A 20,790-nucleotide genomic window follows, 5' to 3' on the forward strand; every position below is an offset into this window, starting at 1 on the left:
GTCGCGGGCCGTCGTCGTGCACGCGGTGAGGCCTCTCCACCAGGACACTTGCTTGCTGCAAGCACCAGGCGTATGTTTGCTTCCTGCAACAAGTCGGCCCAGGTCCCGGGCCGCTCCGCTCCGGCCGACGGCCCCGAGCGCCCACCCTCTTCTGCAAAGGCCCTGTCATGCCCGTTCCCCGCACCGCGGCCCGCGAGCTCCTCGAGACGCTCGAGGAGCTCGCCCGCGCGCAGCGCGAGGCCGCCATGCGCGTGGCGCGCGACCTGGACCTCCCCCGGGCGGGGCTCGGGGCCCTGCACCTGCTCACGCGGTGCGGGCGCGTCCAGATCACCGACGTCGCGGCAAAGCTCCGCGTCGACGTGTCGGTCGCGAGCCGCCAGGTCAGCGCCCTCGTCGACGCCGGCTTCGTGGAGCGCACGGTGGACGACGACGACCGGCGCGCCCGGTACCTCGCCCTGACGGACGCCGGCCGCGAGTTCGCCGAGTCGTCCTTCGCGCGCATCGACGACCTCGTCTCCGAGGCCTTCTCCGACTGGTCGGAGCAGGACCTCGCGGACGCCACCACCCGGATCCGCAGCGTCGCGGCCGCCCTCACCACGACCCACGACCGCGCCACCGCGCAGGAGGAGATCCCCGCACGATGAGTCAGACCCCCAGCCCGGCGCACTCCGCGCCGGACCTCTCCGCCACGCCCGCCCCGGCGATGACCCGCCGCGAGGTGCTCGAGGCCCTCTCGGGCATCCTGCTCGGCGTCTTCGTCTCGCTGCTGGCCACCACCATCGTCTCGACGTCGCTGCCGAAGATCGTCAGCGAGCTCGGCGGCTCCCAGCACTCCTACACCTGGGTCGTCACCGCGATGCTGCTGACGATGACCATCTCGACCCCGCTGTGGGGCAAGCTCGCCGACCTCACGAACCGCAAGGTCCTCATGCAGGTCGCGCTGGCCATCACCGTGGTCTCGGCCGCCGCGGCCGGCCTGTCGCAGAACATCGAGATGCTCATCGGCTTCCGCGCGCTGCAGGGCATCGGCGCGGGCGGCCTCACCGCGCTCGCGACCGTGCTCATGGCCGACATCATCAGCCCGCGTGAGCGCGGCAAGTACATGGGCCTCATGGGCGGCGTCATGGCCGTCGCGCAGATCGGCGGTCCGCTGCTCGGCGGCGTGCTCACCGACTCGGTCGGCTGGCGCTGGACGTTCTTCGTCGGCGTCCCGTTCGCCGTCGCCGCGTTCATCGTGCTGCAGAAGACGCTGCACCTGCCCGCGCTGGCCAGGCGCGAGGTGAAGATCGACTACGCGGGCGCCGGCCTCATCGCCGTCGCCGTCGCGCTGCTGCTCCTGTGGGTCACGTTCGCCGGCGACCAGTTCGAGTGGCTGTCGTGGCAGACCGGCGCGATGGTCGGTGGCGCCCTGCTGGCGCTCGTCGTCGTCGGCTTCGTCGAGAAGAACGCCGCCGAGCCGATCATCCCGCTGCACCTGTTCAAGAACCGCACGTTCGTGCTCGCGGTGGTCGCCTCGGCGTCCGTCGGCGTCGCGATGTTCGGCACCGCGGTCTTCCTCAGCCAGTACTTCCAGCTCGCCCGCGGCAAGACGCCGACCGAGTCCGGCCTGCTCACCATCCCGATGGTGGTTGGCACGATGCTCGCCGGCATCGTGCTCGGCCGGATCATCTCCAACACGGGCCGGTACAAGGCGATCATGGTGGGCGGCGCCGTCGTCCTGACCGCGTCGCTGTTCGGCCTGTCGACCATCGAGGTCGACACGAGCTTCGTCGTCATCTCGGTCTACCTGTTCGGCCTGGGCCTCTCCGTCGGTGCCCTGATGCAGAACCTGGTGCTCGCCACCCAGAACACGCTCGACGTGCATGAGATGGGCGCCGGCACCTCCGGCGTCGCGTTCTTCCGCTCACTGGGCGGCGCGATCGGCGTCTCGGCCCTGGGTGCCGTGATGGCCGCGCAGGTCAAGACGGACCTGTCCACCGGCCTCGCGAAGCTCGGCATCGCCTCCGACGCCATGGGCGCCGGCTCCGGCGCGGTGCCGGACCTGGCCGCCCTGCCCGCCCCGGTGCAGACGGTGGTCGAGTCGGCCTACTCCGACGGCATCACGACGATCTTCCTGTACGCCGTCCCGATGGCCGTCGTCTCGCTGATCGCGGTGCTCTTCATCAAGGAGATCCCGCTGGGGCAGCGTTCCGGCATCGAGCAGGTGCTCGACGAGGAGCAGGCGGGCGAGCAGCCCGTCGCCGCACCCGTCGCCGACCGGGCCTGACGCGGCCCGGCACCCGGACGGGGCCGATTTCACCCGCTGAGGCCCCGTCCGGGTCCAACTTCGCCTGCTAGGGCACTCCCGTTTGCCCCGGCGAAGCCTCATGATGGGCGCATGCACGACGCAGCCGCTCAGCCAGTTCCCGACCCGGCCACCGACCCGTTCGGTGCTCTCGAACGCGAGATCCGGGTCCTGATCCGTCGCGCCCAGTCGTCGGCGGCGCAGACCGCCCGGCGGGTGCACCCCGAGCTCGAGGCGTCGGCGTACCCGATCCTCGCGCACATCGACTCCCACCCCGGGATCCGCGGCTCCGACCTCGCCGCCCACTTCGGCGTCGGCCGCGCCACCGTCTCCCGGCAGCTCAGCCGCCTCGTCGAGCTGGGGCTCGTCCAACGCGAGGTGGACCCGGAGGACACCCGGGGCCAGCGGATCACGCTGACCCCCGACGGCGCCCAGCGCTTCGCGCGGGCGCGCGACCGCCGCGTCGAGATGTACAAGGACGCGTTCGGCGACTGGGACGAGGCCGACGTCTCGCAGCTCGCGACGCTGCTGCACCGCTACTCGGAGGACTTCGTCCGCTGGCGGGACACGCGCTCCTGAGCCGCCGTCCGCCTGAGACAGCGCGCCGGACGAGCCTGTCGGGACCTTCCTCCCGGCAGGCTCGACCCGTACCCGGGCCGGTTCAGCCCTCGACGAGGCGTGCCCGCAGCGCGTCCAGGGTCGCCGCGCTCCCGCCGTGCGCGCGGAACCAGCCCGGGGCGCCGTCGTCGTGCTCGGCGAACCGGTCGAGCACCGTCTCGATCGCCCAGCCCGGCGCGGTGACGAGCTCGGGCGGCAGCCTCGCCAGCACGTGCGCGTCGGGGACGGCGAGGTTCGCCGTGACGGCGGCGCGCGCCAGCACCTGGGCCATGTGGGGGCCGGTCCGCTCGTAGTCCGCGACGATCGCGGCCCGGTCGACGCCCAGCAGGGACAGCACCAGCGCGACGGTCACCCCCGTGCGGTCCTTGCCGGCGGTGCAGTGCACGAGCACCGGCGCGTCGTCGACGGCGATCAGCCGCACCGCCTCCACGAGGTGGTCGGCACCCGCGCCGTCGAGCATCTGCAGGTACAGCTCCCCGAGGCCGGGGACGGGCGCCGGCGCGGTGGCGCCCTGCATCGCCGTCCCGTCCAGCAGCGGTAGCGGCACCACCCGCGCCACGTCCGTCAGCGGGTGCGGCTCGCCGTTCTCCCCCGGGTCGCGCAGGTCGAGCACCGTGCGCGGCGGCCACGCGACGTCGGCGGGGGCGACGTCGCCCGAGCGGGGCGCGTCGGAACGCAGCAACGCCCCGGGCACCAGGCCCGGGGCGGCCGTCGCGACGTCGCGCAGGTTGACGAGGTGGTCGGGCACGGACGCCGGCGTGGCGGTCCAGGCCGCGACGGCGTCGGCCACGGACGGCGCGGTGGGCGCGGAGTCGGTCACCCGACCGACCCTAGCCGCGCCCCGGCCGCGAGGCGCGCTGCGGGCGGGGCACGACGGGCCGGGCGTCAGCCCTCGGCGGGCTCGAACGTCAGGCTGAGCGAGTTCATGCAGAACCGGTCGCCCGTGGGCGTCTGCGGCGCGTCGTCGAAGACGTGCCCCAGGTGCGAGCCGCACCGCGCGCAGCGCACCTCGGTGCGGACCATGCCGTGCGACCGGTCCTCGAGCAGCTCGACGGCGTCGCCGGCGAGGGGCGTGTAGAACGACGGCCAGCCGCAGTGCGAGTCGAACTTGGTCTCGCTGCGGAACAGCTCGTTGCCGCACGCGCGACAGCGGTAGACGCCGACGCGCTTCTCGTCGAGCAGCTCACCGGTCCAGGGCCGCTCGGTGCCCGCCTGCCGCAGCACGGCGAACTCCTGCGGGTTCAGTTCGACCTTCCACTGCTCGTCGGACTTGGTGACTTCGTACGTCATCTGACACCTCCGTCGTGCTCAACCCGAACCGGGGCGGGCCTGTTCCGCCCCGCCCTCCGGACGCTCGGCCGGCTCAGGCCGCGGGCGCCGCGCCGCCCTGTCCGCGGCCACGACCGCCACGGCGGCGGCGACGCCGCGCCGGCGCGGAGCCGTCGGCGCGAACCGCCTGCGCGGCGTGGCCGCCGGAGGACGCCGGCTGCCCCTGCGTCCGCTGACCCTGGCCGCGCTGTCCCTGGCCGCGCTGTGCCTCGCCGCGCTGTGCCTCGCCGTGGGACGCCCGGCCGCGCTGGCCGCCGCCCTTGCGGCGCTGCGGCTGCGGGGGCGCCGCCGGAGCGGGCGGCGTCACGTACGGCGCGACCTCGCCGACCAGCGCGGTGACGGTCGCGTCGCCCGGGGCCACGGGCCGCGGGCGGGCGTCGATCTTCGCCTTGCGCGTGAGGTCGCGGACGTCGCCGCGCTGCTCGGGCAGCATCACGGTGACGACGTCGCCGCCGGACCCGGCGCGGGCCGTGCGGCCCGAGCGGTGCAGGTACGCCTTGTGCTCGGCGGGCGGGTCCACGTGCACGACGAGCTCGACGTCGTCGACGTGGATGCCGCGGGCGGCGATGTCGGTGGCGACGAGCACCTTGACGTCCCCGGAGGAGAACGCCGCGAGGTTGCGCTCACGCGCGCCCTGGCCGAGGTTGCCGTGCAGGTCGACGGCGGGCACGCCCGCCCCCGTGAGCTGCTTGGCGAGCTTCTTCGCCTGGTGCTTGGTGCGGGTGAACAGCACGCGGCGGCCGGTGCCGGACGCGAGCGCGTGCACCACGTGCTTCTTCGCGTCGGCGTCGGCGACGGCGAGGATGTGGTGCGTCATCTGCGGCGGCGGGGCCGCGGCCTCGTCCACGGAGTGCGTCACGGGGTTCTTGAGGTAGCGCTTCACGAGCACGTCGACGCCGTTGTCCAGCGTCGCCGAGAACAGCAGGCGCTGGCCCACGGTGGGCGTGCGGTCCATGATCCGCTTCACGCCGGGCAGGAAGCCGAGGTCGGCCATGTGGTCGGCCTCGTCGAGCACGGTGATCTCGACGTCGTCGAGCGTCAGGTGCTTCTGGCCGAGCAGGTCCTCGAGGCGGCCCGGGCACGCGATGAGGACGTCGACGCCGGAGTTCAGCGCCGTGACCTGGCGGGACTGGGCGACGCCGCCGAAGACGGTGGTCGTCACGAGGCCGAGGGCCTGGGCGAGCGGCTCCATCGTGGCGTTGATCTGGTTGGCGAGCTCGCGGGTCGGGCAGAGCACGAGGGCGCGCGGACGGCCGGGGCGACGGCGCGGTCGGCCGGCGGCCGCGGCCTTCGCGGCCGACGTCGCGAGCCGCGTCACGACGGGCAGCGAGAACGCGAGCGTCTTGCCGGAGCCGGTGCGGCCGCGGCCGAGCACGTCGGTGCCGGCCAGCGTGTCCGGCAGCGACGCCGTCTGGATCGGGAAGGGGGTGGTGATGCCCTGGTCCGTCAGCTGGCGGACGACAGGGGCGGGCAGGCCGAAGTCGGCGAAGGTAGTCAAGAAAGGGGGCCTCTCGGGCTCGGACGTCTCAGACGTCGGGGTCGGGGTCCGCCGCACGCAATCCGGGGGGATCTCCACGACGCGGGGCGCGCAACGCGCAGCCGCCTGTCCCCATTGTCTCACGACAGGAGCCCGGGTCGACAGCCACGCAGCTGAGAGGGCACCCAGGGGCACGTGGTGGAATGGCCGCCGTGGACGACTTCCTCGCGACCGTCGGCGACGTGCTGACGCAGATCTGGACGGCCGCCACCACCCCCGTGCCGCCGCCGGCGCAGCCGGTGGTGCTGGCCGCGGGCCTCGCCGCGCTCGCCGTCGTGCTCGTGACCCCGGTGTGGCGGGTGGCGCGGCACGTCGTGACGATCGCGCACGAGGGCGCGCACGCCGTCGCCGCCATGGTCACCGGGCGGCGGCTGGACGCCATCCGGCTGCACTCCGACACCTCCGGGCTCACCGTGTCCGCCGGCCGGCCGCGCGGGTTCGGGATGATCGTCACGGCGTTCGCGGGGTACGTCGGCCCCGGCCTGCTGGGGCTCGGCGCCGCCTGGCTGCTGCGGCACGGCTACGCGGTGGGGCTGCTGTGGCTGCTCGTGCTGCTGCTCGCGCTCCTGCTGCTGAAGATCCGCAACTGGTTCGGCCTCTGGTCGATCCTGGTCTCCGGCGCCGCGCTCGTCGCCGTCTCGTGGTGGCTCGAGCCGGCCGCGCAGGCGACCGTCGCCTACGCGGTGACGTGGTTCCTGCTGATCGGGTCCGTGCGGCCCGTGCTCGAGCTCCAGGCCCAGCGGTCCCGGGGCCGCGCGCGACGGTCCGACGCCGACCAGCTCGCGACACTGACCCGCACGACCGGCATCCTGTGGGTCGTGGTGTTCCTGCTCGTCACCGTCGGCTGCCTGGTCCTCGGCGCGACGTGGATCGTGGAGCCGGCAGCCTGAGGGCCGGGCCCGACCGGCGCGTCAGAGGCGCGCGTACCGGGCGCGGGCGAACGAGTAGACGCCGTAGGCCGCGATGCCCAGGCCCGTCGCGACGAGCAGCACCACCCCGAACGGCTGCTCCCGGATCGTGCGCAGCGCGTCGTCCAGGCCGCCCGCCTTCTCCGGGTCGGCCGTGACGGCGGCCGCCGCGAAGAGCCCGCCGAGCATACCGAGCGCGATCCCCTTGGCCACGTAGCCGACCTGGCCGAGCCGCACCACCGCCCGCCCGGCGGCGCCGCCCCCGGTCCCTCGCAGGTCCTCGCGGAACGACCGGCGCCAGCCCTTGACGACGTGGAAGACGCCGACCCCGACGAGCACGGCACCGACCGCCGCGACGAGCCACCGGCCCGCGGGGGCGCGCATGAGGTCGGCGGTGAGCCCTTCCTCGGAGCCGCCGCCCGACGACCCGGTGGCGACGCGGACGGCGGTGCCGGCCAGCACGCCGTAGAGGACGGCCTTCGCCGCGGCCCTGGCCCGGGCCCCGACCTGCTTCGCCGTGTCGGTCCCCGGCACGCCCGCGACCGCCTCCGTGAGTTGCCAGAGGGCGAGCCCGGCGAACCCTGCCGCCGTCAGCCACAGCAGCAGGGCCCCGCCGGGAGCCGCGGCCAGCTCGCGCAGCGCGCCCTGCTGGTCGGCGCTCCCCGCCGAGGACCCGAGCGCCAGTCGGACGGCGAGCCAGCCCAGGAGCAGGTGCAGCACGCCGGACGCGACGTAGCCGGCACGGGCGAGCGCCTGCAGGGTGGCGCTGTCGTTCGCGCTGCGCGAGGAGCGTCGGACGGCGCGGGCGGGGTCGGGCACGGGTCACCTCCGTCGGTGCCGCGCGGGTCGCGGCACCACACGATGGCGCACCGGCGCCCTGGCCGCCACCTCCGCGCGACAGGCTCCCGGCACGACGACGGCCGGGCACGGAGCGTTCTCCGTGCCCGGCCGTCGGAGGACCGGTCGGGCGGGGGCGGCGCACCCTCGGGAGGGCGAGCCGTCCGCCCGGACGTCACGCCTGCGGCGTGAGCACGAATCCCGGGCCCTGCGCGGCAGGGTCGGTGTCGAGGGTCAGGGTGTCGAGGGCCGGCGCGGCCTGCGCCTCGACGAACACGTGCGTGGCTCCCGCCTCGTCGACGACCTGGTCGTCGGGCTGGGGGGCCGGGACGAGCGCGAGCTCGAAGTTGCCGGGCTGGCCGGCGGACTGCGCGATCCGCAGCCCACCCTCGTCGGGCACTCCTGCCTGCTGGGCGAGGTCCTCGACGGCGGTACGGGCGTTGTCGGTCACGGTGAGCATGGACGCTCCTCTCGTCGGTCCTTGCGAACCCGTCCACCGAAACAGCCCGAGGGGGCCCGGCGCAACGATGAGACGCGATCGGGACGAGATCTCCCGGTGGGTGAGACCCCGGGTGACAGCCGTCCCCGCGCGTCGATAGGTTGCCCTCCGTGACCGGATCGTGACCTCCCGGCGGGGTCTCCGGCGGCGTCCCGAGCGGCGTCGCGCTCCGGTGCGCACGGGACGCCCGCGGCCCCGCGTACGCTGTCCGCAGCCGGCGACCGACCTCCGGGCGGACGGCGGCGGGCCTCTAGCTCAACTGGCAGAGCAGCGGACTTTTAATCCGCGGGTTCAGGGTTCGAGCCCCTGGGGGCCCACGTGGATACTCGCTGCCCGGCCGTCGTCGCCCACCGCGGCGCGTCCGCCGACGCCCCGCAGAACACGCTGGCCGCGTTCGACCTCGCCGGAGAGGTGGGCGCCGCGATGGTCGAGCTCGACGTCCACCTCAGCGCCGACGGCGTCCCGATGGTCATCCACGACGGCACGGTCGACGCCACGACCGACGGCACCGGCGAGGTGCGGCGCCTCGGCCGGGACGAGCTGCAGGCGTTCGACGCGGGCGCCTGGTTCGGGCCGGAGTTCGCCGGGCAGCGCATCCCCACCCTGGCCGAGGTGCTGGAGGTCGTCGGGCACCATCCGGGCCTCGGCGTCCTCTGCGAGTACAAGGGCCGCTGGTCCGCCGAGGACGTCGCCGTGACGATGCGCGTGCTCGACGCCCCGGCGCTCGAGGGCCGGCTGGTGGTGCAGGGGTTCGACCCGACGACGGTCGCGACCCTGCGCGACGTCGCGCCGCAGGTGCCGCGCTCCCTGCTGGTGGAGCGGCCGCGCGACGACCTCCACGCGCTGCTGGCGGAACTCGACGCCGCGGCCGTCAGCCCGTCGGCGGCCCTGGTCGCCGACGACCCGGGCCTCGTCGCGGCCGCGCACGCCGCAGGGCTGCGCGTCTTCGGCTGGACGGCGAACGACGAGCCCACGTGGCGCACGCTTCTCGACGCCGACGTGGACGGCATCATCACCGACCGCCCGGCCGCCCTGCGCGACTGGCTCTCGTCCGCGGGGGTCTCCGCCCGTCGCTGACCGGACGCCGTCTGGCGCGGCTCACCGCCGCGGCGCGTGCAGCCAGCCCGAGAGCCGACCCGTCACCCACGGCAGCACCCAGAACGACATGATCGGCGTGAGCACCAGCGTCGAGACCAGCACCCGCAGCACCACGTGCAGGTCCGCGAAGGGCGGCACGAGCCACCCCACCAGCACGGTGAAGACGAGGTTCACGGGGAAGAACCCGAGCCAGATGGCCACGGACTGCTTCCAGCGTGGCGGCGCGGCCAGCAGCGGCGGCCCGGCGGGTTCGTCCTGCCGCACCGGCGGGTCGAACCAGCCCTCGATGCCGGTCCGCTTCTCGACGCGACGCTCCTCGACCAGGCCTTCACCGGCGGCCAGCCAGCGCCGACGTTCCGGTGACTCCTCCCACGCCTCGAGGCGGGCGGCGTCGGCGAACCGGTAGAGCATGATCCAGTCCGCGGCCCCCTCGGACGCACGGATCCAGCCGGAGCCGAGGAAGCCGTCCCAGCGGTTCGCGAGCCGGACGCCGGACTGCACCCAGGCGGTGACCTCGGGGACGCGGTCGGGGCTGACGGCGCGGTGGATCGCGACGGTCACGGGTGCGGAAGTCATCCGAGCATGGTGAGGCGCGGACGGTGGGCCGGGCCTGGCGACGCGGACGTGCGGGACGGCGCGTCCCACCATCCGGGCGTGCCCGGGCCCGGCCCGAGGTTTCACCGGGATGTCCCGTCCTTCACACCTCGTCCTCGCGGCCCGCACGGGATTCGTGTCGTCTGGTCCCCTCGTTGGCCCGGAGCACCCGGTGAAACGGTTGAAGATGGAACGAGCTTCCGACCGGTGCGAGCTCCCGACAGGTTCGAGCTCCCCGCACTCCCGACCCCAAGGATCCATCTCTCGTGACCGAGCACGCCCCTGCGCCCCTGCCCCGGCGCCGCGACATCCACCACCCCGACCGGACCACTTCTTCCGCCCCCGCCTCGCGCCGCTCCCGGCGCCGTGTCGTGCGCGCGGGCGTCCCCGTCGCGCTCACCGTGATGGCCCTGACGTCCCCTGGCGTCACGCAGGCCGTGGCCGACACGGGCTCGGCGGCGCCCGCGACCCCTGAGGCGCGCTCGGTGTCCGTGGTCGGCACCAGCGCCTTCGGCCCTCTGGAGACGAACGGGGTCGCCTCGGCCGCGATCCAGCGCCCGTCCCTGTCGGCCGCTGCCGCGGCGACGTCGGGTGCGGCAGGCGCCGACACCGCGGCCGCGCGCGACGAGCAGGCGGCGCGGGCCGCGGCGGAGGACGCCCGGGCCGCCGCCACGCCGTCCGGCGACGAGGCGCTCACCGCGGCGCAGGAGGCCCTGGCCCGCGCGGACCACGTGACGACCGAGTCGCGCGGCGTCCCGGCCAAGCAGCGCAAGGCGGTCGCGAGGAGCGCGGCGCACCTGCGCGAGGTGGTCTCCGACCGCTCCGACGCCCCGGCGGCGTCGCGCGCCGGCGAGCGCGCCGCGCTCGACGTCCGCGCGGAGGGCGCGACCGAGGTCGCGGCCGCTACCGCGGACCTCACCACCCTCGTCGAGAAGACCGAGACGAGCGCGATCAGCATCACGCCGGCCCCGGCGACGCCGGGCGAGATCCTCGACGCCCAGGCGGCCGAGGCACGCAAGGCCGCCGCCTCGCTCAAGAAGTTCGCGGACGACACCGAGGGCTACGAGAACGGTCGCATCGCGGCCGGTGACCTGAGCGGGCTCTCCTTCGCGTCGGGCGAGTCGCTGCGTCGCGACGCGGCCGAGCAGCTCGAGCGGCTCGACGCCGCGTACCGGGCACGCTTCGGCGAGCACCTGCAGATCCGCGACTCCTACCGCTCCTACGCGTCGCAGGTGGCCGTCAAGGCGAGCCGCGGCTACATGGCCGCGGTCCCCGGCTACTCGAACCACGGCTGGGGCGTCGCCGTCGACATCAACGGCGGCGTCGAGGAGCGCTCGAGCGCCCAGCACCAGTGGCTGGTCGAGAACGCCGCGAAGTTCGGGTGGCACAACCCCGCCTGGGCCCAGGCCGACGGCCGCAAGCCGGAGCCGTGGCACTGGGAGTACCGCCCGGTCTGAGCACCGGCCCGCACCCCGATCCGACGGACCCGTGACGCACCGTGCGTCGCGGGTCCGTCGTCGTCTCCGGCGGCTCAGGCCCAGCCGAGCTCGTGCAGGCGCTCGTCGTCGATGCCGAAGTGGTGGGCGATCTCGTGCACCACGGTGACGGCGACCTCCTCGACGACGTCGTCGCGGTCCTCGCAGATGGCGAGGGTGGGGTTGCGGTAGATCGTGATCCGGTCCGGCAGCGAGCCCGCGGCCCAGAACTGCCCCCGCTCGGTGAGCGGCACCCCCTCGTACAGCCCGAGGAGCTCGGGGTCGTCGGCGGGGGCGTCGTCCTCCACGAGGACGACGACGTTGTCCATCATGGCCGCCAGGTCGGCCGGCACCTGGTCCAGGCCGTCCCGGACGGCGTCCTCGAACTCCTCGCGCGTCATCTCCACCACGGGTCCCATCCTCGCCCACGGGTGGGCACGGCACTGTCGGGGCACTGTCGGGCACTGGCAGGTACGGACACGTACCGGCGGGCACGGACCGCCTCGGCCGGCTGGGTATGCTTGCCGGGTCCAGCCCCCATCGTCTAGCGGCCTAGGACCCCGCCCTTTCACGGCGGTAGCACGGGTTCGAATCCCGTTGGGGGTACGTACGCGGGGACACCGGCAGCGTCGGCAGCCCCGCGAAACGGCGCGTCCTTGCTGGTCAGGATCCGATTTCAAGATCCCGGCAAGCATGGGGTACGCTTCTTCTCGGCTCGAAACGAGCTTCCTCGGTGGGAGTCCACTCCCCACCATGGCCCTGTAGCGCAGTTGGTTAGCGCGCCGCCCTGTCACGGCGGAGGTCGCGGGTTCAAGTCCCGTCAGGGTCGCGCATGATGCGCCCGGTTCGTCGGCAACGGCGCCCGGGCGTTCGTGTCCAGGCTCTGTAGCTCAGTTGGTAGAGCGTTCGACTGAAAATCGAAAGGTCACCGGATCGACGCCGGTCGGAGCCACCATCGAGACCCCCACGCCCAGAGCGTGGGGGTCTCGTCGTTTTGCGCCAGGAATTGCCTGGACCAGCAGGGACGGGTTGAGTGGGACCGCACGGACGATCACCTCATGCAGGACCTCACGCAGGATCGGAGCAGCCGATGACGGACTGGGACGACGGACGCACTCCGCCCGCCGAGCAGCCACCCCCCATGGGGCGGCTCGTGGAGCAGCTGTCGGAGCAGGCCACGCGGCTGGTGCGCGCCGAGGTCGCGCTCGCCAAGGCCGAGATGACGGAGAAGGCGAAGCGCTCGGGCATCGGGCTCGGACTCGTCGCCGCCGCCCTGGTCGTCGTGCTGTACGCGGTGGGCGTGCTCATCTGGGCCGGCATCACCGGCCTCGCCACCGTCTGGCCGCTCTGGCTGTCGGCGCTCGTCGTCGGCGTCGCCATGCTGATCGTCGCGGGCATCGCCGTGGCGATCGCCGTGCGCCAGCTCAAGAAGGCGGCCGCCCGGCCCGAGACGATCGACCGGGTCAAGGAGGACGTGGACACGATCAAGAAGGGGGTGCGCCGGTGACCGAGCCCACGACGCCCGAGAACAGGACCCCGGCCCCCACGGCCCGCGAGCTCGAGGACGAGGTGGCCCGTACCCGCGCGGAGCTCGCCGCCACCCTCGACCAGCTCGCGACGCGGATGTCGCCCAAGTACCAGGCGAACCAGCTCGCGCGGGCGACCAAGCAGGCGGCCGGCGACGCCGGAACCTTCGTCACGGGCGGGGGCCTGCCCACCACCGACCCGCGCCGCAAGCGCAACGCCCAGGTGCTCCTCGGCGCCGCGGCGGCGGGGCTGGCACTGGTCGTGATCGTCGTCGTCCGCGCCCGGCGCCGCTGAACGCCCGCGCTCCGGCGGCCGTGGCGCCCCGGGAGCCTAGACGTCCGGCGTCACTTGTCCGGCGTCGCCTCCTCGGAGGCGGCGCCGAGCAGCGCGCGCACCTCCGACTCCTTGTAGCGGCGGTGACCACCGAGCGTGCGGATCGACGAGAGCTTCCCCGCCTTCGCCCAGCGGGTCACGGTCTTGGGGTCGACGCGGAACAGGCTGGCCACCTCGGCAGGCGTCAGCAGAACCTCGGAGTCTCCGTGGAGCGACATCCCCTGCACCTCCTGGTACGGACCGGCCCGGGCGGCGCCCGGTGTGCGGACACGGTCTCGCTCATCCATTGTGTGCAGAAAGCGGGATTGAGGCGACTTGGGAGCCGGATGAAATCGCCCGGATCGTCCTGGCATGGGCCGAGTCGTGCTCGTGCGTCCGTTCTGCCGGTGGCCCCACCCCACGTTGACCGCTCCGCGCACCGATCGGTCTCGTGACCTGAGACACGATCCGACGAGGATCACCCGCTCCGACGTCCGTCGTTGCGCACGGCACGTGTCGCGGAGTGGAGGGAATGGCGCGCGAGCATGTACCGTTGGGGTCTGAACAGACTACTTACGCACGGGGCCGCCGTCACGGACGGCGCAAGCCCCGCTCCTACGTTGAGGGGGTCTCAGCCATGGGCCGCGGCCGTCAGAAGGCAAAGCAGACTAAGGTCGCTCGCGAGCTGAAGTACTACAGCCCCGAGACGAACTACCACGCGCTCGAGCAGGAGCTCAAGAGCGGCGGAGGCAGTCGCACGGATGTCGCCACGGAGGATCGCTTCTCCGACGACGACGAGTACGACAACCGATACAACGCCTGGGGCGACGAGCGCTGAGCTCTCAGCGTCGGCCCCGTGCTCCACGGGTTCTGACGCCGCGCGCGAAGGGCCGGACGGCTGCAGCCGTCCGGCCCTTCGTCATGCGCGGGGGAGGTCTCCCTTCCCCGCGCGGGTGGTCAGCGGCGGTCGTCAGCGGTAGTCGCCGGTGAGGCGGACCGCGCCGCCCTGCACGCCCTTGGTCCCGGCGACCAGGTCCTCGGCCGACGCGGCCGGGTCCAGCTCCTCGACCGAGCCCAGCACCCACGCGGGCACGCCGCGCGCCGCGAGCGTCGCCAGCGCCGCTTCGGCGCCGTCGGCACCGACGACGGCGACCATGCCGACCCCGAGGTTGAGCGTGTTCTCCAGGTCCCGCCGGGGCACCGAGCCGAGCTCGCGCACGGTACGGAAGACGGCGGGGACCTCCCACGAGCCCCGGTCGACCGTCGCCACCGTGCCGGCGGGGAGCACGCGCGCGAGGTTCGCCGCGAGCCCGCCGCCCGTCACGTGCGTGACGGCGTGCACCTGTGCGGCCGGGTCCTCGGCGAGCGCGAGCACGTCCCGGGCGTACACCCGGGTGGGCTCCAGCAGCTCCTCGCCCAGGGTGCGGCCGAACTCCTCGACGTGGCGGTCCAGCGACCAGCCGGCGTGCTTCACGACGGCGCGCACCAGCGAGTATCCGTTGGAGTGCAGCCCGCTCGAGCCCATCGCGACCAGCACGTCGCCGGCACGCACCCGCTCCGGGCCGAGCACGGCGTCCGCCTCGACGATGCCCGTGGCCGCGCCCGCGACGTCGTACTCGTCGGGCGCCAAGAGGCCCGGGTGCTCGGCCGTCTCGCCGCCGACGAGGGCCGTGCCGGCCACCTCGCAGGCCTGCGCGATGCCGCGCACGATGTCGGCCACGCGCTCCGGGACGACCTTGCCGGTCGCGATGTAGTCCGTCATGAACAGCGGCTCGGCGCCGACCACGACGATGTCGTCCACGACCATGCCGACGAGGTCGAAGCCGATCGTGTCGTGCTTGTCGAGCGCCTGCGCGATCGCGACCTTGGTGCCGACGCCGTCGGTCGACGTCGCGAGCAACGGCTTCCGGTACTCGCGGATCGCCGAGAGGTCGAAGAGCCCCGCGAAACCGCCCACTCCGCCGAGGACGGCGGCCCCGTGCGTGCGGCGCACGGCGTCCTTCATCAGCTCGACGGCCTTGTCGCCGGCCTCGGTGTCGACGCCGGCCGCGGCGTAGGTCAGGGGTTCGTTCGTCACGTGGGGCTCACCGTTCGTCGGCTCGGTCGGTCGGCTGTCAGGCCGGTGCGGGGGTGGATCACGGGTGGTCGAGCGCGGTGCCGCCGCCGGCACCCACGGAGACCTGGCGGAGACCGTCCTCCGGGGCGCCGAGCGGCAGCTCGGCCTGCTCCAGGAGGTGCTTGCCGAGCTGGTCGGCGGTGGGGAGCTCGATCGGGTACTTGCCCGTGAAGCAGGCGGCGCACAGCTGTGACGCCGGCTGCTCGGTGGCCGCGATCATGCCCTCGGTCGAGATGTAGCCGAGCGAGTCGGCGCCCAGGGACTGGCCGATCTCGTCGGGCGTGAGGCCGTTGGCGATGAGCTCGGCCCGCGACGCGAAGTCGATGCCGTAGAAGCACGGCCACTTCACCGGCGGCGACGAGATGCGCACGTGCACCTCGGCCGCGCCCGCCTCGCGCAGCATGCGGATCAGGGCCCGCTGCGTGTTGCCGCGCACGATCGAGTCGTCGACGACGACGAGCCGCTTGCCGCGGATCACTTCCTTGAGCGGGTTGAGCTTGAGGCGGATGCCGAGCTGCCGGAGCGTGTCGGACGGCTGGATGAAGGTGCGGCCCACGTAGGCGTTCTTGGTGAGGCCCTGCCCGAACGGGATGCCCGACTCGGCGGCGTACCCGACGGCGGCCGGCGTGCCGGACTCCGGCGTCGGGATGACGAGGTCCGCCTCGACGGGGTGCTCCCGGGCGAGGGTGCGCCCCATCTCCACGCGCGAGGCGTGCACGGAGCGCCCGTTGATCGTGTTGTCGGGGCGGGCGAGGTAGACGTACTCGAAGACGCAGCCCGCGCGCTCCGGCTCGGCGAACTTCTCGGAGCGCAGGCCGTCGGCGTCGATCGTGATCAGCTCGCCCGGCTCGACGTCGCGCACGTACGACGCGCCGACGATGTCGAGGGCAGGCGTCTCCGACGCGACCACCCAGCCGCGCTGCAGGCGGCCCAGGACGAGCGGGCGCACGCCCTGCGGGTCGCGGGCGGCGTAGAGGGTGCCCTCGTCCATGAAGACGAGCGAGAACGCGCCGCGCAGCTTCGGCAGCACCTCGAGCGCCGTCTGCGCGAGCGTGTGGTCGGCGTCGCCCGCGAGCAGCGCGGTGATGAGCGCCGTGTCGGTGGTGTTGCCGCGCGCGAGCTCGCCGCGGCGCTGGGCGCCGTAGCGCTCCGCCACGAGGTTCACGAGCTCGGCGGAGTTGGTGAGGTTGCCGTTGTGCCCGAGGGCGACGGTGCCGCCCGCGGTCGCGCCGAGGGTCGGCTGGGCGTTCTCCCAGGTGACGCCACCGGTGGTGGAGTAGCGGCAGTGGCCGACGGCGAGATGGCCGGTGAGGGCGTCGAGCGCCGTCTCGTCGAAGACCTGGGACACCAGGCCCATGTCCTTGTAGACGAGGATCTGCTCGCCGTTGCTGGTGGCGATGCCGGCGGACTCCTGTCCGCGGTGCTGCAGGGCGTACAGGCCGAAGTAGGCGAGCTTGGCGACCTCCTCGCCGGGGGCCCAGACCCCGAAGACGCCGCACGCGTCCTGGGGGCCCTTCTCGCCGGGCATGAGGTCATGGTTCAGGCGGCCGTCAGGGCGCAAGGGCATGGTCCGAGTATCCCACAGGAGCCCGATCGGCCGACCTGCGCCGACAGGTCAGCGGCGACGCAGGCTCCGTCGGTCGGAGATCACGGCGATCAGCCCGCCGACGCCCAGGCCGACGGCGATCCCGCCCAGGATGGTGACCGAGACGTAGACGCCCGGCTTCATCAGGGTCTCGGCGGCGCCGGTCACGTCGATGAGCCAGGTCGAGAAGATGAGCCCGACGACGGCACCCACCAGCGCGCCGACCCACAGGAAGACCGGGTACTTGGGGGCGCGGCGAACGCGCTCCGGGTCGACCAGCAGCGTCACGTCCTGCGGCTCGTCGACGTCGCCCGCGCTGGTGTCCGCACCGGTGTCCGTGCTGTCCGCGGTGGCTTCCGTCGCGCCGGCGGGCGCCGCCGCGGTGTCCTCCGCCGGCGCCTCGCGGTCGTGCGGCGTGCCGTCAGGCGCGGCGCCGTCGGGTGCCGGGGCGTGCTGGTCGGGGGTCGAGCTGCTCACCCCTCGAGCCTAAGCCACGCGCCGGCACCCGACGGCCGCTCCGTCAGGCGGCTCCCAGGTCCTTCCAGGGCCCCCACGGCGTCGCGCCCGGCTCGTCGTGCCGGGAGTACCACTTCGCCTCCCAGCGGTGCCCGTCGTGCACGACGACGTCTCCCTTGCCGTACACCCAGGTGGCAGTCCAGGCGGGGAAGGTTCCCGCCGTCGTCACGACCGGAGCCCCGACCTCGGCCCACGGCCCGTACGCCGACGCCCCCGGCCGGTCGCCGCGCGACCACCAGAGCGCCTCGAACAGCCCGTCCTCGAAGGCGACCCGGTCGCCCTTGCCGTAGGTGGCCCGGGCGTCCCACGCGGGCGCGGACGGTGCGAGGTCCAGCCCGACCAGCAGCGGGTCGTGGTCCGACGACCGGAACGGCGTCTCGTCGTAGAGGATCGTGGCGTTGTAGTTGTGGCGGCTGTACTCGTTCGCCACCGGCTCGTACGCGTTGATGTTCCAGATGTCGGTGCCGGTCACCCGGTCGACCAGGCCCGACGAGGCGAGCGCGTGGTCGAGGGAGCCGACGGCGCCGTCGAACGCGTAGGTGTACTCCCCCGTCGTGGGCCCGAGGTCGGTGTACCCGGCGTCGGTGAGGACCTTGATCGGGTCCTCCTGCTCGTACGCGTTGAAGTCACCCACCAGGAGCACCGCGTCGGTCCCGGCGTCCGCGGCGACGTCGTCGGCGAAGGCCGCCAGCGCCGTCGCCTGGCGCACGCGCGACTCGTTGGACGCGCCCTGGCCGTCGCCCGTGTCCTCGTCCCCGGGCCACGGGCCGGCGGAGCCCTTCGACTTGAAGTGGTTGGTGATCACCACGACGTCGTCGCCCGGGTCGGCGTCGACCCCGCCGGCCGGCTGGAACACCTGCGCCAGCGGCTGGCGGGCGTTGCCGAACGCCTCCGGGTCGTCGAGGATCCGCGAGGCCCCCACCGGCTCCGCCTCCGCCGTGCGGTAGACGAACGCCGTGCGGATGACGTCCTCGCTGTCCGGCACGTCCGCCGGGGACGCCACGTACGCCCAGGTGCCCGCGCCGTCGTGCGCGTTCAGCGCGTCCGCCAGGTCCGACAGGGCCTGGTCGCGGTCCTTGCCGAACGCGGCGGAGTTCTCGATCTCTTCGAGCCCGACGACGTCGGCCCCCAGCGCGGAGATCGCGGCGACGATCTTGGTCTGCTGCCGCTCCAGGTCCTCGGCCTCGGCGGCGCCGCGGGCGTCGCAGCCGTCGCGGACGGTGACCGGGTCGCCGGCGCGGTCGGTGTAGTACCGGCAGCCGGACAGCTGGTCGCCGGTGGTGGTGAAGTAGTTGAGCACGTTGAACGTGCCCACCTGCAGGGTGCCGCCCACGTCCTGCGGCGCCGCCTCGCGGGTGTCCTCGAACGTGGCGGGCTGGACGTCGGCGGCGACGTCGGGCGTGAGGCGGTGCTGCGGCTGGAGGCCCCAGGCGTCGTACCGGTAGTCGAGGACGACGGGCCGCGTGAAGGTCACCGCGGCGCCGACCCGGACGGGGTCGCCGCCGGTGAGCCACGGCAGCGGCTGGGAGGAGTTCGCCGACGACGAGTAGTTGACGGACGCGCCGTCGTCGAGCAGGACGGCGCGGGCCGCGTTGTCCTCGGCCTGCTGCTTCGCCTCGACCGAGCCGGGGCGCCCCACCGTCGTCGGCTGGACCAGCGGCGAGTCGCCCGCGGCGAGCCCGACCGTGCCGTAGAAGTTCGTGTCGTAGTTGTCCGTGACGGTGAAGTCGCCCTGCGGGGCGAGCAGCATGCCCTCGAGGGCCTCGCGCTCGGCGTCGGTCGCGGGCCAGGCCGTGGCCAGCGGCTCGACGGCGCCGGGCTCGTCGAGCGTCGTCCACGAGTCCGCGGTGACCTCGGTGAGGCCGAAGTGTTCGCTGACCTCGCCGGTGACCTCGACGTGGTCGCCGACCTCGAGCTCCGACGCCGCGGCGCGGGAGTACACGAAGACGGCGTCGGAGGCGCCCGGCGTCGCGTCGTCCGCGGGGTCGCCGCCGGTGCCCGCCGTCTGGAGGTACAGGCCGTCGAAGCCGCCCGTGGGGTAGGTGGCGGTCACGACGCCGGTGGTCTTCACGGTCGTGCCGGCCAGCGGCGACGTCGCGCCGGTGCCCTGGATCTCAGCGATGGTCGCGTCCTCGGCCGGGCCAGGACCCGTGCCCGGGTCGGTGCCGCTCGCGGTCGGCGTCGGCGCCCCGGCCGCGAAGTCCGCGGCGTTGTCGGCGGTGTGCGCGTGGTCCCGCCGCGCGACCGACGTCGCGTTCGTCGTCGCGGGCGCCGGCCCCGAGCCCGCGAAGGCGCTGGCGGACGGGCCCCAGCCCACGAGGTCGACGACGGCCTCGGCCGCCGCGCAGGCGGAGCCCGCGCACGTCAGGCGGTCCGTCGAGCGCACCAGCGCGACCTTGGCGCCGGTGCCGGACATCGCGATCGTCCCCGTGACGTCGGGGGTGGGCAGCGCGGGCAGCGAGGTGTTGGATCCCAGCGCCTGCGCGACGAGGAACGACCCGCCCGCGGGGATCTCGCCCGAGAGGTTGGTCTGGGCCCCGTTGGCCCACGTTCCCGCGGCGGACGCGTACTGCACGGACCAGCCCTCGAGGGACACCGGCTGGTCCGTCGAGTTGTACAGCTCGACGAAGTCCTGGTTGAACGCGGCGCCGCTGTTGCCGCCGCCGCCGTACACCTCGTCGACGACGACGGGGGCGTCGGGCGAGACGGCGGCGGACGCCGGGGCGGCGAGGGCGGCGCCCAGGGGCAGGACGAGCGCGGCCGCGGCGGCGGCCGCGAGCGGTCCTCGGTGGCGGGCGAGAGGGGTAGGGCTCACGGTGGCTCCTTCGCGGCGGACGTGGGTGACGTCACCTCAGCAGACCCGCGTGAACCATGGTTGAACCCCACGTCACCGGACGTCGTCGTCCGGCCGTCGGGATGCGTGCCTGCCCGGTGCCGCCGAACGTAGCGGACCCCGCCGACAGCCCCGCGCTCGCCGGCCACCTCGCGGAGGCCCGTACCACCTCGCGGAGACCCGTCAGGGGCGCGGGCGCGCGGCCTGCAGCGGCAGCAGGGCGGAGAGGTCGGCCCGCTCCCCCGACGCGCTCACCCGCCCGGAACGGACGGCGTCGTCCCACGACAGCTTCCCGGTCGCCAGCCCGAGCCAGGTCTCGACGTCGGTCTCCACGACGTTGGGCGGCGTCCCGCGCGTGTGCCGCGGCCCGGCCACGGCCTGCACCGCCCCGGCGGGCGGCACCCGCACCTCGACGGAGTTGCCGGGCACGACGTCGGCCAGCTCCTCGAGGGTGAACCGCACCGCCGTCGTCACCACGGGTCGCGAGGTGTCGCCGCCCAGCCACGCGGCCACGGCCGCCCGTCCGGCAGCAGGATCGGTCCGTCGTCGCGCAGGCACGCCAGCACCCTAAGCCTCCCCACCCACCGGCCGGCGGAGCCGCACGCGCACACCGCGAGCGCTCCGCCGTCGAACATCGCCAGCACCCCAAGGCCGCGGCCCTGGACGGGCGCGCGAGCCGAACCACGAGCGTGGGTCGGGGGCTCCTTCGCGCGGACGTATCC

22 protein-coding genes and 4 tRNA genes are annotated in these 20,790 nt (G+C 74.1%); 13 read left to right on the forward strand and 13 right to left on the reverse strand.

Annotated features, from left to right (window positions below):
- Positions 1 to 167 precede the first annotated feature (167 nt).
- From ACFUVW_RS09845 to ACFUVW_RS09855, 3 genes are all read left to right on the forward strand, one after another.
- Positions 168 to 644: a MarR family winged helix-turn-helix transcriptional regulator gene (locus ACFUVW_RS09845; RefSeq protein WP_430571151.1), complete on the forward strand. Its 477-nt coding sequence runs from the start codon at positions 168 to 170 to the stop codon at positions 642 to 644.
- The gene (locus tag ACFUVW_RS09850) at positions 641 to 2,266 is read left to right on the forward strand and encodes an MDR family MFS transporter (RefSeq protein WP_430571152.1); all 1,626 of its coding nucleotides are present in this window, start codon (positions 641 to 643) and stop codon (positions 2,264 to 2,266) included. Before ACFUVW_RS09845 ends, ACFUVW_RS09850 begins: the two co-directional genes overlap by 4 nt.
- A gap of 111 nt (positions 2,267 to 2,377) precedes the next feature.
- The gene (locus ACFUVW_RS09855; protein ID WP_430571153.1) at positions 2,378 to 2,863 is read left to right on the forward strand and encodes a MarR family winged helix-turn-helix transcriptional regulator; all 486 of its coding nucleotides are present in this window, start codon (positions 2,378 to 2,380) and stop codon (positions 2,861 to 2,863) included.
- An 82-nt stretch (positions 2,864 to 2,945) separates the two neighbouring features.
- On the opposite strand, the gene ACFUVW_RS09860 is transcribed toward ACFUVW_RS09855, so the two are convergent.
- The 3 genes from ACFUVW_RS09860 to ACFUVW_RS09870 all read right to left on the reverse strand — a co-directional run bounded on the left by ACFUVW_RS09860 (position 2,946) and on the right by ACFUVW_RS09870 (position 5,729).
- Positions 2,946 to 3,722 (reverse strand): tyrosine-protein phosphatase, encoded by a 777-nt coding sequence (locus tag ACFUVW_RS09860; RefSeq protein WP_430571154.1) that lies wholly within the window; start codon positions 3,720 to 3,722, stop codon positions 2,946 to 2,948.
- A gap of 65 nt (positions 3,723 to 3,787) precedes the next feature.
- Positions 3,788 to 4,192, reverse strand: coding sequence for a peptide-methionine (R)-S-oxide reductase MsrB (gene msrB, locus ACFUVW_RS09865; RefSeq protein WP_429736439.1), 405 nt, complete (start codon positions 4,190 to 4,192; stop codon positions 3,788 to 3,790).
- A 73-nt stretch (positions 4,193 to 4,265) separates the two neighbouring features.
- Positions 4,266 to 5,729 (reverse strand): DEAD/DEAH box helicase, encoded by a 1,464-nt coding sequence (locus ACFUVW_RS09870; protein WP_430571155.1) that lies wholly within the window; start codon positions 5,727 to 5,729, stop codon positions 4,266 to 4,268.
- Positions 5,730 to 5,911: 182 nt separating this feature from the next.
- On the opposite strand from ACFUVW_RS09870, the gene ACFUVW_RS09875 reads away from it, so the two are divergent.
- Complete coding sequence (locus ACFUVW_RS09875; RefSeq protein ID WP_430571156.1) at positions 5,912 to 6,658, forward strand: M50 family metallopeptidase; 747 nt, start codon at positions 5,912 to 5,914, stop codon at positions 6,656 to 6,658.
- A gap of 21 nt (positions 6,659 to 6,679) precedes the next feature.
- Here the strand turns inward: ACFUVW_RS09875 and ACFUVW_RS09880 are convergent, their stop codons facing one another.
- A complete protein-coding gene (locus ACFUVW_RS09880) occupies positions 6,680 to 7,495 on the reverse strand; it encodes a DUF1206 domain-containing protein (RefSeq protein ID WP_430571157.1) in 816 nt (271 codons plus the stop codon).
- Positions 7,496 to 7,688: 193 nt separating this feature from the next.
- Complete coding sequence (locus tag ACFUVW_RS09885; protein ID WP_430561520.1) at positions 7,689 to 7,973, reverse strand: Fe-S cluster assembly protein HesB; 285 nt, start codon at positions 7,971 to 7,973, stop codon at positions 7,689 to 7,691.
- Positions 7,974 to 8,256: 283 nt separating this feature from the next.
- Here ACFUVW_RS09885 and ACFUVW_RS09890 point away from each other — a divergent pair.
- Both ACFUVW_RS09890 and ACFUVW_RS09895 read left to right on the forward strand, forming a co-directional pair.
- Positions 8,257 to 8,329: transfer RNA gene (locus tag ACFUVW_RS09890), tRNA-Lys, on the forward strand.
- A gap of 1 nt (position 8,330) precedes the next feature.
- A complete protein-coding gene (locus ACFUVW_RS09895; RefSeq protein WP_430571158.1) occupies positions 8,331 to 9,089 on the forward strand; it encodes a glycerophosphodiester phosphodiesterase in 759 nt (252 codons plus the stop codon).
- 21 nt (positions 9,090 to 9,110) lie between these two features.
- On the opposite strand, the gene ACFUVW_RS09900 is transcribed toward ACFUVW_RS09895, so the two are convergent.
- The gene (locus tag ACFUVW_RS09900) at positions 9,111 to 9,686 is read right to left on the reverse strand and encodes an antibiotic biosynthesis monooxygenase (RefSeq protein ID WP_430571159.1); all 576 of its coding nucleotides are present in this window, start codon (positions 9,684 to 9,686) and stop codon (positions 9,111 to 9,113) included.
- 284 nt (positions 9,687 to 9,970) lie between these two features.
- On the opposite strand from ACFUVW_RS09900, the gene ACFUVW_RS09905 reads away from it, so the two are divergent.
- A complete protein-coding gene (locus tag ACFUVW_RS09905; RefSeq protein ID WP_430571160.1) occupies positions 9,971 to 11,161 on the forward strand; it encodes a D-alanyl-D-alanine carboxypeptidase family protein in 1,191 nt (396 codons plus the stop codon).
- A gap of 74 nt (positions 11,162 to 11,235) precedes the next feature.
- Here ACFUVW_RS09905 and ACFUVW_RS09910 read toward each other — a convergent pair whose 3' ends face one another.
- Complete coding sequence (locus ACFUVW_RS09910) at positions 11,236 to 11,580, reverse strand: metallopeptidase family protein (protein ID WP_430571169.1); 345 nt, start codon at positions 11,578 to 11,580, stop codon at positions 11,236 to 11,238.
- A gap of 132 nt (positions 11,581 to 11,712) precedes the next feature.
- Here ACFUVW_RS09910 and ACFUVW_RS09915 point away from each other — a divergent pair.
- From ACFUVW_RS09915 to ACFUVW_RS09935, 5 genes are all read left to right on the forward strand, one after another.
- Positions 11,713 to 11,785 (forward strand) — tRNA-Glu (locus ACFUVW_RS09915).
- 149 nt (positions 11,786 to 11,934) lie between these two features.
- Positions 11,935 to 12,008: transfer RNA gene (locus tag ACFUVW_RS09920), tRNA-Asp, on the forward strand.
- Positions 12,009 to 12,058: 50 nt separating this feature from the next.
- Positions 12,059 to 12,134 (forward strand) — tRNA-Phe (locus ACFUVW_RS09925).
- 135 nt (positions 12,135 to 12,269) lie between these two features.
- Complete coding sequence (locus ACFUVW_RS09930) at positions 12,270 to 12,686, forward strand: phage holin family protein (protein ID WP_430571161.1); 417 nt, start codon at positions 12,270 to 12,272, stop codon at positions 12,684 to 12,686.
- Positions 12,683 to 13,000: a DUF3618 domain-containing protein gene (locus tag ACFUVW_RS09935; RefSeq protein ID WP_430571162.1), complete on the forward strand. Its 318-nt coding sequence runs from the start codon at positions 12,683 to 12,685 to the stop codon at positions 12,998 to 13,000. The genes ACFUVW_RS09930 and ACFUVW_RS09935 overlap by 4 nt, the downstream gene beginning before the upstream one ends.
- 50 nt (positions 13,001 to 13,050) lie before the next feature.
- Here the strand turns inward: ACFUVW_RS09935 and ACFUVW_RS09940 are convergent, their stop codons facing one another.
- Positions 13,051 to 13,257 (reverse strand): BldC family transcriptional regulator, encoded by a 207-nt coding sequence (locus tag ACFUVW_RS09940; RefSeq protein WP_079575713.1) that lies wholly within the window; start codon positions 13,255 to 13,257, stop codon positions 13,051 to 13,053.
- Positions 13,258 to 13,655: 398 nt separating this feature from the next.
- Between ACFUVW_RS09940 and ACFUVW_RS09945 the strand changes: the two genes are divergently transcribed.
- Positions 13,656 to 13,856, forward strand: coding sequence for a DUF3073 domain-containing protein (locus ACFUVW_RS09945; protein WP_430571163.1), 201 nt, complete (start codon positions 13,656 to 13,658; stop codon positions 13,854 to 13,856).
- A gap of 132 nt (positions 13,857 to 13,988) precedes the next feature.
- On the opposite strand, the gene purM is transcribed toward ACFUVW_RS09945, so the two are convergent.
- The 5 genes from purM to ACFUVW_RS09970 all read right to left on the reverse strand — a co-directional run bounded on the left by purM (position 13,989) and on the right by ACFUVW_RS09970 (position 20,626).
- Positions 13,989 to 15,095: a phosphoribosylformylglycinamidine cyclo-ligase gene (gene purM, locus ACFUVW_RS09950; RefSeq protein WP_430571164.1), complete on the reverse strand. Its 1,107-nt coding sequence runs from the start codon at positions 15,093 to 15,095 to the stop codon at positions 13,989 to 13,991.
- A 58-nt stretch (positions 15,096 to 15,153) separates the two neighbouring features.
- Positions 15,154 to 16,701, reverse strand: coding sequence for an amidophosphoribosyltransferase (gene purF, locus ACFUVW_RS09955; RefSeq protein WP_430571165.1), 1,548 nt, complete (start codon positions 16,699 to 16,701; stop codon positions 15,154 to 15,156).
- 48 nt (positions 16,702 to 16,749) lie between these two features.
- Complete coding sequence (locus ACFUVW_RS09960) at positions 16,750 to 17,196, reverse strand: hypothetical protein (RefSeq protein ID WP_430571166.1); 447 nt, start codon at positions 17,194 to 17,196, stop codon at positions 16,750 to 16,752.
- A 43-nt stretch (positions 17,197 to 17,239) separates the two neighbouring features.
- Positions 17,240 to 20,050 (reverse strand): ExeM/NucH family extracellular endonuclease, encoded by a 2,811-nt coding sequence (locus ACFUVW_RS09965; RefSeq protein WP_430571167.1) that lies wholly within the window; start codon positions 20,048 to 20,050, stop codon positions 17,240 to 17,242.
- A gap of 201 nt (positions 20,051 to 20,251) precedes the next feature.
- Positions 20,252 to 20,626, reverse strand: coding sequence for a sterol carrier family protein (locus ACFUVW_RS09970; RefSeq protein ID WP_430571168.1), 375 nt, complete (start codon positions 20,624 to 20,626; stop codon positions 20,252 to 20,254).
- Positions 20,627 to 20,790: the final 164 nt, after the last annotated feature.

This window comes from Isoptericola sp. NPDC057391, from assembly GCF_042668085.1.
Classification (GTDB): Bacteria; Actinomycetota; Actinomycetes; order Actinomycetales; family Cellulomonadaceae; genus Isoptericola.